Annotated in this window: 17 protein-coding genes; 10 read left to right on the top strand and 7 right to left on the bottom strand. The window is 68.8% G+C overall.

The window, feature by feature from the left end; genetic code table 11:
* Positions 1-17 precede the first annotated feature (17 nt).
* On the bottom strand, positions 18-572 hold the full coding sequence (locus tag DMP23_RS30165; protein WP_240690857.1) for a DUF3558 domain-containing protein: 555 nt from the start codon (positions 570-572) through the stop codon (positions 18-20).
* A 70-nt stretch (positions 573-642) separates the two neighbouring features.
* Here DMP23_RS30165 and tsaB point away from each other — a divergent pair, with 70 nt between their 5' ends.
* From tsaB to tsaD, 3 genes are read left to right on the top strand one after another with little or no spacing between them, the layout of a single operon-like run.
* Complete coding sequence (gene tsaB / locus DMP23_RS30160; RefSeq protein WP_037816224.1) at positions 643-1,308, top strand: tRNA (adenosine(37)-N6)-threonylcarbamoyltransferase complex dimerization subunit type 1 TsaB; 666 nt, start codon at positions 643-645, stop codon at positions 1,306-1,308.
* The gene (rimI, locus tag DMP23_RS30155; protein ID WP_037816223.1) at positions 1,305-1,787 is read left to right on the top strand and encodes a ribosomal protein S18-alanine N-acetyltransferase; all 483 of its coding nucleotides are present in this window, start codon (positions 1,305-1,307) and stop codon (positions 1,785-1,787) included. Before tsaB ends, rimI begins: the two co-directional genes overlap by 4 nt.
* The gene (gene tsaD, locus DMP23_RS30150; protein WP_337823206.1) at positions 1,787-2,833 is read left to right on the top strand and encodes a tRNA (adenosine(37)-N6)-threonylcarbamoyltransferase complex transferase subunit TsaD; all 1,047 of its coding nucleotides are present in this window, start codon (positions 1,787-1,789) and stop codon (positions 2,831-2,833) included. Before rimI ends, tsaD begins: the two co-directional genes overlap by 1 nt.
* Here tsaD and wecB read toward each other — a convergent pair.
* The 3 genes from wecB to DMP23_RS30135 form a co-directional block, all read right to left on the bottom strand.
* The gene (gene wecB / locus DMP23_RS30145) at positions 2,814-3,983 is read right to left on the bottom strand and encodes a non-hydrolyzing UDP-N-acetylglucosamine 2-epimerase (protein WP_337824464.1); all 1,170 of its coding nucleotides are present in this window, start codon (positions 3,981-3,983) and stop codon (positions 2,814-2,816) included. The genes tsaD and wecB overlap by 20 nt on opposite strands.
* 69 nt (positions 3,984-4,052) lie before the next feature.
* The gene (locus DMP23_RS30140; RefSeq protein ID WP_037816221.1) at positions 4,053-4,232 is read right to left on the bottom strand and encodes an LPXTG cell wall anchor domain-containing protein; all 180 of its coding nucleotides are present in this window, start codon (positions 4,230-4,232) and stop codon (positions 4,053-4,055) included.
* Positions 4,233-4,252: 20 nt separating this feature from the next.
* Positions 4,253-5,020 (bottom strand): choice-of-anchor P family protein, encoded by a 768-nt coding sequence (locus DMP23_RS30135; RefSeq protein ID WP_275291661.1) that lies wholly within the window; start codon positions 5,018-5,020, stop codon positions 4,253-4,255.
* Positions 5,021-5,396: 376 nt separating this feature from the next.
* On the opposite strand from DMP23_RS30135, the gene xrtP reads away from it, so the two are divergent.
* Positions 5,397-5,903, top strand: a complete 507-nt coding sequence (xrtP, locus tag DMP23_RS30130) for an exosortase P (RefSeq protein ID WP_037816219.1) — start codon at positions 5,397-5,399, stop codon at positions 5,901-5,903.
* A 53-nt stretch (positions 5,904-5,956) separates the two neighbouring features.
* Entirely contained in the window at positions 5,957-7,285 is a 1,329-nt protein-coding gene (locus DMP23_RS30125) for a glycosyltransferase (RefSeq protein ID WP_337824463.1), read from the top strand.
* 45 nt (positions 7,286-7,330) lie between these two features.
* On the opposite strand, the gene DMP23_RS30120 is transcribed toward DMP23_RS30125, so the two are convergent.
* The gene (locus DMP23_RS30120; protein WP_337823205.1) at positions 7,331-9,247 is read right to left on the bottom strand and encodes a peptidoglycan recognition family protein; all 1,917 of its coding nucleotides are present in this window, start codon (positions 9,245-9,247) and stop codon (positions 7,331-7,333) included.
* 347 nt (positions 9,248-9,594) lie between these two features.
* On the opposite strand from DMP23_RS30120, the gene groES reads away from it, so the two are divergent.
* Positions 9,595-9,888 (top strand): co-chaperone GroES, encoded by a 294-nt coding sequence (gene groES, locus DMP23_RS30115; RefSeq protein ID WP_009072407.1) that lies wholly within the window; start codon positions 9,595-9,597, stop codon positions 9,886-9,888.
* A gap of 98 nt (positions 9,889-9,986) precedes the next feature.
* Positions 9,987-11,600, top strand: a complete 1,614-nt coding sequence (gene groL, locus DMP23_RS30110) for a chaperonin GroEL (protein ID WP_037816216.1) — start codon at positions 9,987-9,989, stop codon at positions 11,598-11,600.
* 137 nt (positions 11,601-11,737) lie between these two features.
* On the opposite strand, the gene DMP23_RS30105 is transcribed toward groL, so the two are convergent.
* Positions 11,738-12,478 carry an SDR family NAD(P)-dependent oxidoreductase gene (locus DMP23_RS30105; RefSeq protein WP_337823204.1) on the bottom strand — a complete coding sequence of 247 codons (741 nt, stop codon included), beginning with the start codon at positions 12,476-12,478 and terminating at the stop codon, positions 11,738-11,740.
* A 93-nt stretch (positions 12,479-12,571) separates the two neighbouring features.
* Between DMP23_RS30105 and DMP23_RS30100 the strand changes: the two genes are divergently transcribed.
* On the top strand, positions 12,572-13,213 hold the full coding sequence (locus DMP23_RS30100) for a TetR/AcrR family transcriptional regulator (protein ID WP_037816214.1): 642 nt from the start codon (positions 12,572-12,574) through the stop codon (positions 13,211-13,213).
* Between the two features lie 6 nt (positions 13,214-13,219).
* Here DMP23_RS30100 and DMP23_RS30095 read toward each other — a convergent pair whose 3' ends face one another.
* The gene (locus DMP23_RS30095) at positions 13,220-13,522 is read right to left on the bottom strand and encodes a WhiB family transcriptional regulator (protein WP_037816439.1); all 303 of its coding nucleotides are present in this window, start codon (positions 13,520-13,522) and stop codon (positions 13,220-13,222) included.
* Between the two features lie 247 nt (positions 13,523-13,769).
* On the opposite strand from DMP23_RS30095, the gene DMP23_RS30090 reads away from it, so the two are divergent.
* Together DMP23_RS30090 and DMP23_RS30085 are read left to right on the top strand one after the other, a co-directional pair.
* On the top strand, positions 13,770-14,675 hold the full coding sequence (locus tag DMP23_RS30090) for a MerR family transcriptional regulator (protein ID WP_337823203.1): 906 nt from the start codon (positions 13,770-13,772) through the stop codon (positions 14,673-14,675).
* 9 nt (positions 14,676-14,684) lie between these two features.
* Positions 14,685-15,728 carry a hypothetical protein gene (locus DMP23_RS30085; RefSeq protein WP_443111298.1) on the top strand — a complete coding sequence of 348 codons (1,044 nt, stop codon included), beginning with the start codon at positions 14,685-14,687 and terminating at the stop codon, positions 15,726-15,728.
* Positions 15,729-15,857 lie beyond the last annotated feature (129 nt).

Here is a 15,857-nt window from a genome sequence, read left to right as displayed (position 1 = left end):
CCCAAGCCGGGCAGGCGTCAGGAACCTGTTCGGAGGGTGGCGACGACCGCCGTAGCTGCTTTGAGTGCGACTGCGCAGGGGTCGGCGTAGGAGGGCGACCGCGGGAAGAGGATGACTGAGCTGGTGAACGTCTCGTCGGAGCGGACGCCGACCGCGACTTGGCAACCGCCGTCTGAACGGTTGTCCAGGACGTTGGTGTAGACAGCCGGGTAGCCGTCGATGGAGGGGGCCGGTTCGAAGTAGCCGGTGCTGCTCCGGTTCCCGTAGACGGTGGCGAGGCCGCCCTGCCCGGGGACCAGACCGACGGCCAGCGAGCTGTTCTCGCGGTCGTTCCAGCTGCAGACCGGGGCTACATTGCCGGTGATCTTGCGGTTGCGGACCGCGCCGAAGACCTCCGCTGCCTGCGGGAGCAGGGCGCACGGGTCCTGTTCGTATTTCCGCACGTTGAGCGGATGGGGCACCTGCGGCACCTCGGGTGGCGCGGACGACTCCGAGAGCGGGGCCGGAGCGGCCGAACAACCGGCCAGAACCAGCACGCCGCCGAGCAAGGCCGCGATAGACAGCTTGGTCACGGAACGTATCCTCCCGCACCCCCAAACCCGCCCCCTCGTCCCCTTCGGACCAGAGCTATCCTGGGAAATCGTGCTGGTATTGGCGATCGACACGGCTACTCCGGCGGTAACGGCGGGCATCGTTGCCGTCGACGAGGCTGAGCTTGTCACCCGGGCGGACCGCGTCACGGTGGATCCTCGGGCGCACGGCGAGCTGATCGCCCCGCATGCGCTGGCTGCCGCCGAGGAGGCTGGCGTCACGCTCCGCGAGCTGGACGCGATCGTGTGCGGCGTCGGGCCTGGTCCGTTCACCGGGTTGCGGGCTGGCATGGCCACGGCGGCTGCGTACGCGCACGCGCTCGGCATCCCGGCGTACCCGGTGTGCAGTCTCGACGCGATCGCGTCTGACGTCGTACGCACGGAGAAGCCGTTTCTCGTCTTCACGGACGCGCGGCGTCGCGAGGTCTACTGGGCTGCGTACGACGCTTCGGGCGCGCGCACCGACGGTCCCCATGTACAGCGGCCCGCGGACATTGAGACTGACATTCGCGTAGCAGCGGGCGACGGTGCGTTGCAGTACGCGGCATCGGTGGGCGTGGTGCCGATCGAGCCGCGGTTTCCGTCGCCGGCTGGGTTGGTGCGCGTGGCGCGTACGGCGCTTCTCGAGCGCGCGGAGCCGGAGCCGTTGACGCCGCTGTACCTGCGTCGTCCGGACGCTGTCGAGCCGGCGGCGCGCAAGAGGGTGACTGTGCTGTGAAGCTCGACCAGCTGCGCCGCGCTGACGTCGGGAAGTGCGCGGAGATCGAGAAGATCCTCTTTCCTGGCGACGATCCGTGGAGTGCGCGCGCCTTCCACTCCGAGCTTGACCAGGGGCATTACTACCTCGCAGCGCGGTCGGACGACGGGGAGACGCTGCTTGGGTACGCGGGGCTCGCGGTGGTCGGGCGACGCGGTGACTACGAAGCGAGCGTCCACACGATCGGCGTGGTGCCGGAGGCACAAGGGCAGGGCATCGGCAAGGCGCTGCTTCGCGCGTTGCTGACGCGCGCGGACGAGCTGCACGCCGCGGTCTTCCTCGAGGTGCGCACGGACAACGACCCCGCCGTGAACCTGTATGAGGCGCACGGCTTCCAAAAACTCGGCATCCGGCGGCGCTACTACCAGCCCTCTGGCGCCGACGCGTTCACCATGGCCCGCCCCGCGCAGGCCCCGGCACGAGACGAGGTGGCCGGCTGATGGCGCGCGTCATCATGGGTATCGAAAGCTCCTGCGACGAGACCGGGGTCGGCCTCGTCCGGCTGCACAACGACGGCACGGTGGAGCTGCTCGCCGACGAGGTCGCGTCCAGTGTGGACCAGCACGCTCGCTTCGGCGGGGTCGTGCCGGAGGTTGCCAGTCGCGCGCATCTCGAAGCGATGGTGCCGACGGCGGAGCGTGCGTTCGCCACGGCCGGGCTGAAACTGTCCGATGTGGACGCGATCGCGGTGACGGCCGGGCCCGGTCTCGCTGGTGCGTTGCTGGTGGGCGTTTCGGCGGCGAAGGCGTATGCGACCGCGCTGGATGTGCCGCTGTACGGCGTGAATCACCTTGCCGGGCACATCGCGGTGGACACGTTGCAGCACGGCCCGTTGCCGACGCCGGTCTTGGCGTTGCTCGTTTCCGGCGGCCACACGCAACTGTTGCGAGTGGACGACATCGCGTCGAGCATCACCGAACTCGGGTCCACTGTGGACGATGCGGCGGGCGAGGCGTACGACAAGGTCGCGCGGGTGCTGGAGCTGCCGTACCCGGGCGGGCCGCCGATCGACAAGGCGGCCAAGCAGGGCAACCCGAAGGCGATCGCGTTCCCGCGCGGGATGACCGGTCCGCGCGACGCGAAGTTCGACTTTTCCTTCTCTGGCTTGAAAACGGCGGTGGCCCGTTGGGTGGAGAACGCCGAGCGCGCCGGCGATCAGGTGCCGGTGAACGACGTCGCGGCGTCCTTTCAGGAAGCGGTCGCGGACGTGCTCACCGCGAAGGCGATCCGTGCCGCGCGTGAACAAAACATCGGCACGTTGGTGATTTCCGGTGGCGTGGCAGCGAATTCGCGGCTTTCCGAGCTGGCCGCGGAGCGATGCGCGGAGGCTGGCATTGAGCTGCGCGTGCCGCGGCCGCGCTTGTGCACGGACAACGGCGCGATGATCGCGGCGTTGGGTGCGCACGTGGTGGCGGCCGGTCGATCCGTGGCACCGCTGGACTTCTCGGCCAACCCGGGCCTGCCGGTCAATGTTGTGTCCCTTTAGGACTCACCAGGGCAGCGGCATCAAGCGACACCCCTAGCAGCGCCTCGATCGCCAACGCTGACCGTGCGGCCGCGGAACCGTTTCCGTACGGATTCGCTGACGCGGCAGCACTGATTTCCCCGCGGAGAATGCGCGCGGCGGTGTCGGTGATCAGTTCGGTGTCGGTGCCGACCAGCCAAGCGCAACCGGCTTCGACGGCCTCCGGGCGTTCCGTAGTGTCACGCAACACCAGCACCGGCGTACCGAACGTCGGCGCTTCTTCTTGAATACCACCGGAATCCGTCAGCACGAGCGACGCCAACCGCAGCGCGCGCACGAGATCCGGGTACTCCAACGGCTCGGTGACGGTCACCCGCGCGACCCCGCCCAGCACCTTCTCGACCTGTTCCCGCACAGCCGGATTCGGATGCACCGGGAACAGCACCTGCACGCGCGGATGGGCATCGACGATCTGGCGCACGGCAGTCAGCGTGCGCGTCAACGGTTCGCCCCACGACTCGCGGCGGTGCGACGTCACCAGCACCAGTTGCTCGCCCGCTTCGGCGATTCCCATCTCCAGCAAGGCAAGCGCCGGATCGCGGGCGGGCAAATCGCGCGCGGCCACCGCGAGCACCGCGTCGACGACAGTGTTGCCAGTACGCGTGATCCGCTCCGAAGGTACGCCCTCCGCCCGCAGCGCCGCGCCCGCGGCCGCGGCCGCCGTCGGGACCAGGTGCAGCGCGGCGATCCGCGAGATCATCTGCCGCGTTCCTTCCTCGGGGAACGGCGACGCCAGGTCGTGCGTACGCAGCCCGGCTTCGAGGTGCACCACCGGAATGCCGAGCCAGAACGCGGCGAGCGCGCCGGCCAGCCCGGTGGTGGTGTCGCCTTGCACGACGACCGCCGACGGCTGGTACCGGCGCAGCGCGGCGTCGAGCGCGGGCAGCAGGCCGGACACCAGTTCCGCCTGCGTGCCGGACACCCGCGGCGGCACGTCGAGCCACGCGTCGATCCCGACCTCGAACGGGGCCAGCGCCTGTTCGACCATGCCCTGGTGCTGACCGCTGTGCACGACCAGCGGCCGCAGCCCGGGCCGGGCGTCCAGGGCCAGCGCGAGCGGCGCGAGCTTCACCGCCTCCGGGCGCGTCCCGGCCAGCAGCATCACGTCCAACGTTTTCACCCTTTCGAGTGTCCCGGAAAACCGGGCTGCCGGCGGGATCACGCCGGCAGCCCGGATTCTTCAGCCGTCCAGGCGGGCGAACCGCCGATTCCGGCGGCGGACGGCGATCAGCGCGACGATCCCGAGGATCACCAGCGCCACCCCGACCGCGAGCCACCAGCCGACGTCGGCGCCGGTGGCGGCGAGGGTGCCCACCCCGCCACCGGCGACGCCGACCCCGGCGCCAGGCATCTTGTACATCGATCCATCACCTCACCGGGTCAGGCAGCCGAACGACGCCGGGAGAAACGCAGGCCGACCGGCACCGCGATCGCGGCGACCACGCCGAACCCGATCCACATGCCTGCGCCCGACGCGAGCGGCATCGGCGGAGCGGCCGGGCCGCAGGTCGCCGACGACAGGATCACGTCGCCCGAGCCGAGCGCGCCCAGCGCGTCGCCGCCGAGCAGCTTCAGGTGCAGCGCGTTGACGGTGAGGCTGCCGTCGTTGTTCTTGATCTGCTCGTTCAGGATCAGCGTCGCCACGTGCAGCGGGCCGACCTGGACCTTCAGCTGGGTGTTCGCCGCCGGGGTGGCGTCGACCTTGCCGAGGGTGCCGAGGTTCGCGCCGACCAGCGTGGTGCTGCCCTTGACGCCTTCCTGGGTCGCGGTGCAGACGGCTTCGACCGCCTTCACGCCGACATCGCCGGCGGCGGCCTTGAGCAGCGGCAGCCCGACGTCGGCGACGGACGCCTTCGCCGTGACCGCGCCGGAGTTGTCGTCGCGCACGGCGGACGTCTTGATCACGCCGGTGGTCAGCACGCCGGGCACGTTCGCGGAGACCGCGGTGCTTTCCGTCGGGCCGTTGGTGTTCGCGGCCGCGAGCGGGCCGAGATGCACCGCGGGCTGGCCGAGCAGCGTCACGTCGACGTTGACGCCGTAGGCCGACCCGTCGCCGGGAGCGGCGCTGGCCGGAACAGCTCCGGCCAGGGCGATGCTCGCCACGACAGCGGCGAGCAGGCCGCCTCGTCGCACGAGGTGTCTCTTCACTGGTCCTCCGATTTTTCTCAGGGCGAGCCGCTGCGCGGACTAAACCCGCTGAGCAAGAGTCGGCACGCGGATCGGTTATCGGCTGAGGTTTCCGAAATGGCACAGTTTTTTGCCCTCAATCACCACATCGGGTGATAAGAATTCGCTTTTCCCCAGGTTGCGTGAAGCATCACTCTAACGGAGTAGCAAGAGTGCGTAAGAATATGCCGAAAGCTGCTCGGGTGTCCCCGGAATGGGGCTGCCCGGCGCAGGGCGGGAGCCGTCGCGGACACGACCGTGGCCGGGTCCGCCCGGTTCCGCTGGGTTTCTTCTCGAGAGGGTCGTCGTGACAGCAGTCAACGCGCCGGTGTCAGGCGCATCCCGGTTTCCGCTGCGTATGGCAGTGGTCGGGGTGCTCGCCGCGGGGGTGGTGCTGGTGCTCGTGGAACGCGGGTACCGGGAGCTGGAGGTGCGACTGGCCGGGGTCATCCTCCGGATTGTCACCTCATCGGGGGTCTATGTGGCCGGAAACCGGGAATCGGTCTACTTCGGGTTGTCTGGCGATACTCCATTCGGGTTGCGGATGACTCCGGAATGCTCGTCGGTATTCCTTCTGCTGCCGTTGCTATTAGTGACCGCCGCACTTCTGTGGTTCCGGCCACAGAATGCCCGCAGGCTCTTTTTCTCGCTGGGAATTTCCGCGATCACGGTGATCTTGGTTAATCAGTTACGCATTCTCACCATCGTCGGGCTGGTCAACGGGCTCGGCACCGACGAGGGCTACTACTGGGGCCACACGCTGCTCGGCTCGCTGGTCAGCGTCATCGGCGGCGCGATCTCGCTGGTGCTGTTCGTGTGGCTGGCGACGCGGAAGACGAAGGCCGAGAAACGGGCCGCGGCGTGAGCGGTTCCGGCCTGAAGATCCTGCTGTCGGTCACGCAGGCGTTCGCGCTGACCATGAGCGTCGCGTTCCTCGTGTACGTCGTGGTGATCGTCGTGCCGTACCTGCGCCGCAAGCCCGCTCCGGTCGGCGATCCGGCCGACTTCTCCTGGCACTTCTTCGTCCCCTGCCGCGACGAGGAGGTGGTGATCCGCGAGACGGTGAAGTACCTGCGCGGCACCTTCCGCCGCGCGCACGTGTGGGTCGTGGACGACGACTCCGACGACCGCACCGCCCGCGTCGTGCGCTCGGTGTGGCGGCGCAACGGCGGCTACGACCCGAATCTGCACCTCGTCGCCCGTCAGCGCCCGGAAGCGCGTACGGGCAAGGGAGACGCGCTCAACGCCGCCTATCGCGAACTGGACGACTGGCTCGGTCCCGACGCGGACCGGGACCGGGTCGTGGTCGTGGTGGTCGACGCGGACGGCCGTCCCGCGCCGAACTGTCTCGAAGTGTGCGCCGCGGACCACCTGTTCGGCGACGAAACCGTTGGCGCCGTTCAACTCGACGTCCGGATGAGCAACTTCCGCAGCCGTCCGCCCGGCCGCACGTGGTTCTCCCGCGCCTTCGGCCTCAAACTCGCCCAGTTGCAGGACCTGGAGTTCCGCACCGCGATCGCGGCGATCCAGACCTCCCGCGGCTTCACCGGCACGATCTCCATGGGCGGCAACGGGCAGTTCACCCGGCTGTCCGCATTGGACTCGATCGCGGGCGACGAACTGGCCCCGTGGCGCGGTTCGCTGCTGGAGGACTTCGAACTCGGCGTGCACCTGCTCACCGCGGGCTGGCGAACCGGGTTCACGCCGGATTCGCATGTGGCGCAAGAAGGTCTGTACAGCCTCCGCCGGTTCCTGGTGCAGCGCACGCGCTGGGGTCAGGGAACCATGCAGTGCATGCGGTACCTGCGCCGGATCTGGGACTCGCCGCACGTGTCCACTTTGGGCGCCGCGGAGATGATGTATTACCTGGCGCAGCCGTGGATGCAGCTGCTCGGCTCCCTGCTGTACCCGGTGCCGTTCATCCTGCTTCTCGTGAGCACGGCGGGCGATCCCGGTCAGGTGTGGACGTGGTTCACCGGCGGCGCTTGGATCCTGTTCGCGATCTACGGTTCGTTCGGGTTGCTGCCGTTCGTCGTGTGGGGCCCGATCTACCAGATGAAATGCTTGCGCAGCAAGAACATCTTCCGCGGCATCGGCATGGGCCTGTTGTACGCGGCCTACATCTACACCTTCTACATCACGTCCTGGCGCGCGCTGTTCCGCTTGGTGCGCGGACGCAACGGCTGGGCCAAGACCCGGCGCAACACCGAGGCCAGCACGGGCGTGAAAGTGGCGCTGGACGCGTGAATGCCCGGACCGGAAGTTCCGGCCCGGGCATGCAGCGAGCTGCGGTCAGGACGCCGGTTCGAGGTCGACGTCGTCGCGCCTGACGTACGCCACGCGGTGGCCGAGCTGGATTTCCACGTACCTGGACTTGCCCTTCACGACCTTGTTCGTCGTGACGTCGAAGGACGCCGAGTAGTACTCCGAACCGGTCAGCCCGCCCACAGAGTACTTCTGACCCGCGCCGAGCTGATACGGCAGCGGCTTGAGCTCCTGCACCGGAATGTCCTTCGGATACGCACTGGCCTCCGGGTACGCGCTCCCGTAGACCGGCACGGTTGCCTTGCCTGCCTTGGGAATCGCGACGAATCCGTCCGCCGGATACGCGGTCGGCGCGTCGTCCGAATTGCGGAACCAGCCCTTCTGGCCGAGGTACCAGATCGCGGTCCAGTCGCCGCGAGTGTCCGCGACGGCGTACTTCTGGCCGGTGGCCACGCGGCTGCCGATGTCCGAGACGTCCATTGTGGACGGGTCAGGCCCGTGCATGCCCACATCGGACAGCAGCGGCGCGGACTCGCTCGGCTCGGTGTGCAGCACGACCGACCCGGAACTCCGCTCGGGGCACGGGTTTCCGGACCCGATCTTGTCGCATCCGGTGAACGCCGGACGGTTGGCGGAGAACTCCGGATCGATCATGACCAGACCGGAATCCGGTTCGCCGTCGTGCTCCAGCGGAGCGCCGAGCAGGTCGAAGTAGTGCGCCCAATCCCAGTACGGACCCGGGTCCCAGTGCATGCTCTTGATCTTGTCCGCGTTCGGGCCGGGCACGTTGTCGTGGCCGAGGATGTGCGCCCGGTCCAGCGGAACGCCGAAGCGGTGCGCGAGGTAACGCACGAGCTTCGCGGACTGCCGGTACATCGCCTCGGTGAACCAGGTGCCCTGCGCGGCGAAGCCCTCGTGCTCGACTCCGAGCGATTTCTCGTTCAGGTACCAGTTCCCGGCGTGCCAGCCGACGTCCTTGGTCGGCACGTGCTGGGCGATCTGGCCGTCCGAGGAGCGGACCGTGTAGTGCCACGCGGTCTGACCGGGGGTTTGCGCCTGCTTCATCACCGAGTCCCAGGCGCCCTCGGTGTCGTGGATGACGATGTAGTCGATCTTCTGGTCGCGCGGCCGGTCGGCCTTGTCGTAGTTGCCGTAGCTGTCGCCGATCTTCTGGAACGGCGCGGGCACCGATTCGCAGGACATCGACCGCGGGCACTCCGTGGCCGGCGGCTTTCCGGCCTGCAGGCCGAGCCGATCCGCCTGGGCACGGTCCGGGGTGACACCGGACGTCGCGGCGAGTTTGACGGCCTGGCCGTCGTCGGTCGTACGCGCGATGCCGCTGTTGATGGTGGCGAAGACCTCGTCGGCGAAGGTGCGCGCGCCAGTGACGTCATCGGAGCCGCTGTATCGCGCGACGGCTCCGTACCAGTCCTTCGCGCTGTCGCTCTTGACGCCTAACTCTCGCTGGTACTTGGCCAGCAGCGCCGCGCCGCCGCGGATGTTCGCTACAGCGTCCGTACGGAGCTTCGCCGCGTCGGTGTGCAGCAGTGCGGCGGCCTGGTCGATGGTCTGGCTGCCGGGCGGGGGAGCCGGGGCTTCCAGCGGCCGCAGGCGCAGGGCCGGGCGAGAGTCGTCGCCTCGGGGGTCTTCGTCGGGATTGTCGAACTCGCTGGTCCGCAGGCCGGCGGTGCGGATGTCGGTGAGGTGCATCGGGCCGTACCCGGCGGCGGTGCTGGGCGCGCCGGAATGAGTGTCCCAGCGGGACTCCAGGTACGAGACGGCCAGCAGGACGTCGGCCGGGACGCCGAATTCGGAGGCTGCGTCGGCGAAGGCGTGCTGGCGGGCTTCGTTAGCGGGCTGAGCGGAGGCGGGCACGGCGACCGCGGCCACTGCCAGCAGCCCGGTGGTGGCAGCGGCCAGGCGCCACGGGAGTGAGCGGGGCATAGAGGGCTCCAGGGGTGAGATGCCTGTCTGTGCGGATCCAACCAGGAGCCGGGGGATTTGGTGAGCTTTATCCACCGGATGCGGCCGAACGGGCACGCGGCGGTGCCCGGGCCGTCCGCCGCCTGGTGGAGGGCCCTCGCGCGCGGCCCGGAGCAAACGGGCCGGTCAGCGGCCTCCGCCTGGGGTTTCACCAGGTCCGGCGGACCCTCCTTGCGAAGCTGGCACTCACATGGCTAGAGTGCTAATCGAACGGCCCGGACACGCCCCGGCACCCGCGACGGCGGGGGTGGTATGAGCCGTAACCAGTCATCATGCCGACGCTTTCGACGACCGTGGAGGTCAACCCGGTGAGCGTGAACATCAAGCCGCTCGAGGACAAGATCGTTGTCCAGACGAGCGAGGCCGAGGAGACGACCGCTTCCGGCCTCGTCATCCCCGACACCGCCAAGGAGAAGCCCCAGGAGGGCAAGGTTCTGGCCGTGGGCCCGGGCCGCATCGACGACAAGGGCAACCGCGTTCCGCTGGACGTGGCTGTCGGCGACGTCGTCATCTACTCCAAGTACGGCGGCACCGAGGTCAAGTACAACGGCGAGGACTACCTGATCCTCTCCGCCCGCGACGTGCTGGCCGTCATCAACTGACGCGTCACTCGCAGCGCAAGGACGCCCCGGGCCCCGCTCATGCCGGGGTGCGGGGCGTTTTGCGTCGCACGACAACCGAAAGGTAAGCGGAAAGCGTTATGCCCAAGCAGATCAGTTTCGACGAGGACGCTCGTCGCGCGCTCGAGCGCGGGGTGAACAAGCTCGCCGACGCGGTCAAGGTCACCCTCGGCCCGCGCGGTCGCCACGTCGTCCTCGACAAGAAGTTCGGCGGCCCGACGATCACCCTCGACGGCGTCACCGTCGCTCGCGAGATCGAGCTCGACGACCCGTTCGAGAACCTCGGCGCGCAGCTCGCGAAGAGCGTCGCCACCAAGACCAACGACGTCGCGGGCGACGGAACCACCACCGCCACGGTGCTGGCCCAGTCGCTGGTGAAGCACGGCCTGCGCAACGTCGCCGCCGGCGCCAACCCGACTGCGGTCGGCAAGGGCATCGAGGCGGCCGCGGAGAAGGTCGTCGAGGTCCTCAAGGCCAAGGCCACCCCGGTCAAGGGCCGCGACAACATCGCCCAGGTCGGCACCGTCACCTCGCGTGACGCGACGATCGGCGCGCTGCTCGGCGAGGCCGTCGAGCGCGTGGGCGAGGACGGCGTGATCACCATCGAGGAGTCGTCCACGCTGGCGACCGACCTCGTGATCACCGAGGGCGTCCAGTTCGACAAGGGCTTCCTGTCGGCGCACTTCGCGACCAACCCGGAGGACCAGAAGGCGACCCTCGAGGACGCCTACATCCTGCTGCACCGCGAGAAGATCTCGGCGCTGGCCGATCTGCTCCCGGTGCTGGAGAAGGTCGTCGAGGCGAAGAAGCCGCTGCTCATCATCGCCGAGGACGTCGACGGCGAGGCGCTGTCCACCCTCGTGGTGAACTCGCTGCGCAAGACGATCACCGCGGTCGCGGTCAAGGCCCCGTTCTTCGGCGACCGCCGCAAGGCGTTCCTGGACGACCTCGCCGTCGTGACCGGCGGCGAGGTGATCTCCGCGGAGATCGGCCGCAAGCTGTCCGAGGTCGACCTCAGCTCGCTGGGCAAGGCCCGCCGGGTCGTCGTCACCAAGGACGACACGACGATCGTCGACGGCGCGGGCACGAAGGACGACATCGCCGCCCGGACCGCGCAGATCCGCAAGGAGATCGAGACCACCGACTCCGACTGGGACCGCGAAAAGCTGCAGGAGCGGCTCGCGAAGCTCGGCGGCGGCGTGGCCGTGATCAAGGTCGGCGCGGCCACCGAGACCGAGCTGAACGAGCGCAAGCACCGCATCGAGGACGCCGTGGCTTCCACCAAGGCGGCCGTCGAGGAGGGCATCCTGCCCGGCGGTGGTTCGGCGCTGGTGCACGCGGTCAAGGAACTCGAGGGCAACCTCGGCCTGACCGGCGACGAGGCGACGGGTGTCGCCATCGTCCGCGACGCGCTCACCGCCCCGCTGTTCTGGATCGCGACGAACGCGGGCCATGAGGGCGCGGTCATCGTGAACAAGGTCCAGGAGCAGGGCTGGGGCCAGGGCTTCAACGCCGCCACCGGCGAACTGACCGACCTGATCGCGGGCGGCATCGTCGACCCGGTCAAGGTGACCCGCTCGGCCGTCGCGAACGCGGCGTCCATCGCCCGGCTGGTGCTCACCACGGAAAGCTCCGTGGTCGAGAAGCCGGTCGAGGAGGAGCCGGAGGCCGCTGGCCACGGTCACTCGCACTGACGCGGTTCAGCCTTTGCGTTATAGCGGGGCGGCATTCCCTTCGGGGGGTGCCGCCCCGCTTTTTGTGGTGCGGGGGTTTGGGCGCAGCTGTTTCCGCATGATCGGGTGGTGCCTATTCGACCGGCGCCCAACGCCGATCAAGCAGTAAACCCACCATCCACCGTGATCGAGGTCCCGGTCAGATACCGCCCATCCGGACCAGCCAGGTAAGCCACCGCGGCCGCGATGTCCGACGGATTTCCGTAGTGCCCCAACGCGATGTGCGCCAACTGGGCGCCGGAATGCGGGCCGTCCGCCGGGTTCATTTCGGTGTCCGTCGAGCCGGGGTGGACGACCATCGCCGTGATTCCGCGCGGTCCCAGGTCGCGCGCCAGGCCCTTGGTCATCCCGACCAGCGCCGATTTGCTCGCCGAGTACAGGCTCAATCCGACGAACGGCGCGCGCTCCGCCAAATCGCTGCCGATCGACACGATCCGCCCGCCCTGCTTCATGTGCCGGACCGCGGCCCGGGCCGCTACCAGCGGGGCCTTCACGTGGATCGCCAGCGTGCGGTCGATCGTTTCCGTGGTCAGGTCTTCGACCGGTGCCGCCGGGAACACGCCGGCGTTGTTCACCAGCACGTCCAGTCCGCCCAGTTCGGCCGCGGTCTGGTCGACCGCGCTGGTCACCGCGTCCGCGTCGGCGGCGTCCGCCTGCAGAGCGAGGCCTCGCCTGCCGAATTTCTCGATGGACGCGACCACTTCCGCCGCCCGGTCCGCGGCGCGTTCGTAGGTGATCGCGACGTCCGCGCCGTCCTCGGCCAGCCGGAGTGCGATCGCCGCGCCGATTCCGCGGCTTCCGCCGGTGACCAGCGCGACCTTGCCGTCCAGGGTTCCCATGTCCCACCTCTTTCTGTAGCGATAACTACATAAATAGCCGCGTACGATGGGTCGGGTCAAGACTTCTGTATCGCTCACTAAAGAAGGTGGTCCATGTCACCCCGCGGCCGCCCGCGCGCGTTCGACCGCGAGCACGCGCTCAACCAGGCGATGCTGGTGTTCTGGGAGCGTGGCTACGACGGTGCGTCGCTGTCCGAGCTGACCGAGGCGATGGGCATCAAGCCGCCGAGCCTGTACGCGGCCTTCGGGGACAAGGAAGCACTGTTCCGCGAAGCGATCGAGCATTACCAATCCGCGTACGGACGGCACACGATGCGCGCGCTGACCGAAGAGCCGACGGCGCGCGCGGCGGTTGAAGCGATGCTTCGCGACAACGCTTGCGCGTACGTGGAACCGGGGCATCCCAAAGGCTGCATGGTCGTTCTGGCGGCTACCAACTGCACGCCAGCCAATGCGTCCGTGTGGAAGTTTCTCGCTGCTTCGCGGGACGAAGTGCGACGGCAGCTTCACGAGCGCCTTCGTCGCGGAGTGGAAGAAGGCGACCTCGCGGCCACTGTGGACATTGACGCGCTCAGTGCGTTGTACGCGACTGTCTTTTATGGACTGACCATGCAAGCGCGCGACGGCGTCAGCCTCGACTCGCTGATGACCGTCATCGACCTCGCACTCTCGATGTGGCCCGGAAACGGCGGAGGGGCGGCGTCCACTGTGGACACCGCCCCTTCCGCGCCGTGATGAAAGTCAGATGTGCGCCATGGTCAGCGCGCGTTTGTCCTGTTTGATGATGTGGTCGCGCTCCGATTCGGACAGCCCGCCCCAGATGCCGTAGGGCTCGTGCACGGCGAGCGCGTGCTTGCGGCACATCTCCAGCACCGGGCACGACAGGCAGATCGCCTTGGCCCTGGCCTCGCGCCGCGCCCTCGCCGGTCCCCGCTCTCCGTCCGGGTGGAAGAAGGATCCGCTGTCCATCCCCCGGCACGACCCCTCCAGCTGCCAGTCCCACATGTCTGCGTTGGGGCCGGGGAGCCTGCGCGTGTCTGCCATCCTGACCGCCTCCGTCATCCGGTCGATGCCATTAGCTGCTCTGCTGTGGTGCCGATACTCCATTCGGTGCAACGGCGGTAACGTTAGAAGCGCGCCAATAGTTGTTCAATAGATCGGCGGCGATTCAGCCGTTAGGCATCCCCCAGATGTGTGAGCAGGGCTTTTGGCTCGGGTTGCCGGGACCGCGAACGGGCTGGATATTGACCGGGTGGGATCCGGATCAGGCGATGGAGAACCCACCCTGCCGGTGGCCTCGGTCGCCCGTCGGCTCGGTGTCGCGCCGTCCACCCTGCGTACTTGGGACCGCCGCTACGGTCTCGGTCCCAGTCGCCACACCGACGGCAGACATCGCCGCTACGGCAGCTCCGACATCGGTCGTCTCGAACTTATGCAGCGCGCGCTCCTTCGCGGCGCTTCAACGGCGGAGGCCGCGCAGTACGCGTTAGAGCAGATGCCGCGCGCGGACTTCGTACCAGCGCCTGCCGAGCCCGCGGAAGCGACAGAGACGAAAGCGGCCGCTGACGACTTCGAGGTCCCTTCGCGGCTCGCGCGTCGCTTGAGCACTGCTGCGTTGGCGATGGACGTCGGCGCGGTACAGCGCATGCTCGTTGACGCCATTAGCGAGCTAGGTGTGCTTCAGGCGTGGTCGGGCGTTATCGACCCGGTCCTCACTGCGCTCGGCGCGCGGTGGCGCGGTGTGCACGCGGGTGCCGAAGTGGAGTACCTGCTCGCTGAGTGCGTGTACGCGGCACTAGTGCGCGCGACGCCGGTCCTCGACGAGCCTCGCAACCAACGGCCGGTCCTTCTCGCGTGCGTGCCCGACGAACGGGACAACATGCCGGTGTACGCGCTCGCGGCGGCTCTCGCGGGGCGAAGGATCGGCGCGCAGCTCTTCGGCATTGCGCTGCCACAAGAAGTGCTGGCGGTAGCAGTGCGGCGAAGCGCGCCCGCTGCGGTGGTGCTGTGGGCGAATCGGGCGAACGCGGACCCTCGGCTCTTCGCGCGCGTGTCTCGCGGACGGCAGCGGACCCGGTTGTTCGCCTGTGGCCCCGGCTGGGATGCCGCGCTGCTGCCGCCGAAAGTCGAGTTGCTGGCGGATCTTTCCGCGGCCGCCGACCGCGTGGAGCACGTTCTTGTCGGTGCTCCGCGCTAGAAAGGTCGAGTGGACGAAGAAGCGCTGACGGCCCTCGCGTTCGGCCCGGACGCCAGGTCGGCAGACCCGATACCTCGCGACGGCTCACCAAGGCAACGCCTCCTGGCGGCAATCGTGCTGGGCGCCCGCGGCCGATACGCGGCAGCCGCGGACTTGCTCGACCCGCTCCGGCGCGGCAGTGATCCGCTGACGGCCTCGCTGGCGGCGAGCACGCTGGCGTCGCATCGGCGGCAGCTGGGTGCGCACGTGCTGGCGCGGAAGCTGGATGGGGAGGCGCTGCTGGCGGTCGGGCTGCGCGGAGCGGGGGAGTGGAGGACCCCGACAGGCGGCTCGGGAATGGCTGGTGGCGGCTTAGCTGCGGCTGGTTCGGGCTCGCGGGGCGGCGGCCCAGCCCGAACTGGCACCGGGGCAGCTTCGCCCGCTCAGGGACCAACCTCGGCCACCGATTCCCCGCCCGGCACCGCGAGCCGCAGCGCACCCGTCAGCCAAGGCGGCCTCGTCGAGCCCGCCGAAGACCCCCACGGACTGGACCTCCAAGGCGCCCGAGCCGACGCCCTCCTCGGCCTGGCCGCGGACAACCTCGCCCTCGGTCGCATCTCCGCCGCCCGTCGCCTGGCCGTCCGCGCCGCCCAAGCTGACCGGCGTTGGCGCGCGACCATCCGCGGCGGCTGGGTGGGTGCCGAGATCGAACTCGCCGACGGACAGCCTGAAGCGGCCGTCGCCCCGGCCCGCCTCGCGTACGAGACCGCCGTCGCCCGGCACGCTCGGCGACACATCGTGAAGTCCGGCATCGTCTTCGGCGTCGCGCTGCTCTCCGCAGGGCAGGACGGGGCTCGGGAACTCGTCGTCGCAGCCGCCGCGGACGCCGAAAAATATGAACTCGATTCACTTAGCTGGGTGGCAGACCGCGTCGCCGCTGACTTGGACCACGACCGGGCCGAGGAGTATCGATTCAGGAGTCGCCAGGTGTTGCACGCAGTGTTACGGCACGCGGATCCTGGCGTGATGCGTATCGCACACGAATCGCCGTGGGTGCCCGTCGGACCCGGGTAGGCCTGCGGGAACGGGCGTTCCGGCATCCGGGCTAAGAAACTTCAAAAAAAGCCACCGGATCGTGTCAAGGTTCGGGCTAAAGCGTCCGATAGGGGAAGTGGAATGTCACCCGGCTGCAGGAAGGAAACC

The organism is Amycolatopsis sp. A1MSW2902 (assembly GCF_017312175.1).
Lineage (GTDB): Bacteria > Actinomycetota > Actinomycetes > Mycobacteriales > Pseudonocardiaceae > Amycolatopsis > Amycolatopsis nivea.
The sequence above is the reverse complement of the archived record's forward strand: the minus strand, read 5'-3'. Positions and strand labels throughout refer to the sequence as shown.

Coding starts and splice junctions, on each gene's coding strand:
- DMP23_RS30100 (WP_037816214.1), top strand. CDS start 12,572: ATGTCACCCCGCGGCCGCCCGCGCGCGTTCGACCGCGAGCACGCGCTC.
- tsaD (WP_337823206.1), top strand. CDS start 1,787: ATGGCGCGCGTCATCATGGGTATCGAAAGCTCCTGCGACGAGACCGGG.
- groL (WP_037816216.1), top strand. CDS start 9,987: ATGCCCAAGCAGATCAGTTTCGACGAGGACGCTCGTCGCGCGCTCGAG.
- DMP23_RS30140 (WP_037816221.1), bottom strand. CDS start 4,232: ATGTACAAGATGCCTGGCGCCGGGGTCGGCGTCGCCGGTGGCGGGGTG.
- DMP23_RS30125 (WP_337824463.1), top strand. CDS start 5,957: ATGAGCGTCGCGTTCCTCGTGTACGTCGTGGTGATCGTCGTGCCGTAC.
- DMP23_RS30120 (WP_337823205.1), bottom strand. CDS start 9,247: ATGCCCCGCTCACTCCCGTGGCGCCTGGCCGCTGCCACCACCGGGCTG.
- DMP23_RS30095 (WP_037816439.1), bottom strand. CDS start 13,522: ATGGCAGACACGCGCAGGCTCCCCGGCCCCAACGCAGACATGTGGGAC.
- DMP23_RS30105 (WP_337823204.1), bottom strand. CDS start 12,478: ATGGGAACCCTGGACGGCAAGGTCGCGCTGGTCACCGGCGGAAGCCGC.
- xrtP (WP_037816219.1), top strand. CDS start 5,397: ATGGCAGTGGTCGGGGTGCTCGCCGCGGGGGTGGTGCTGGTGCTCGTG.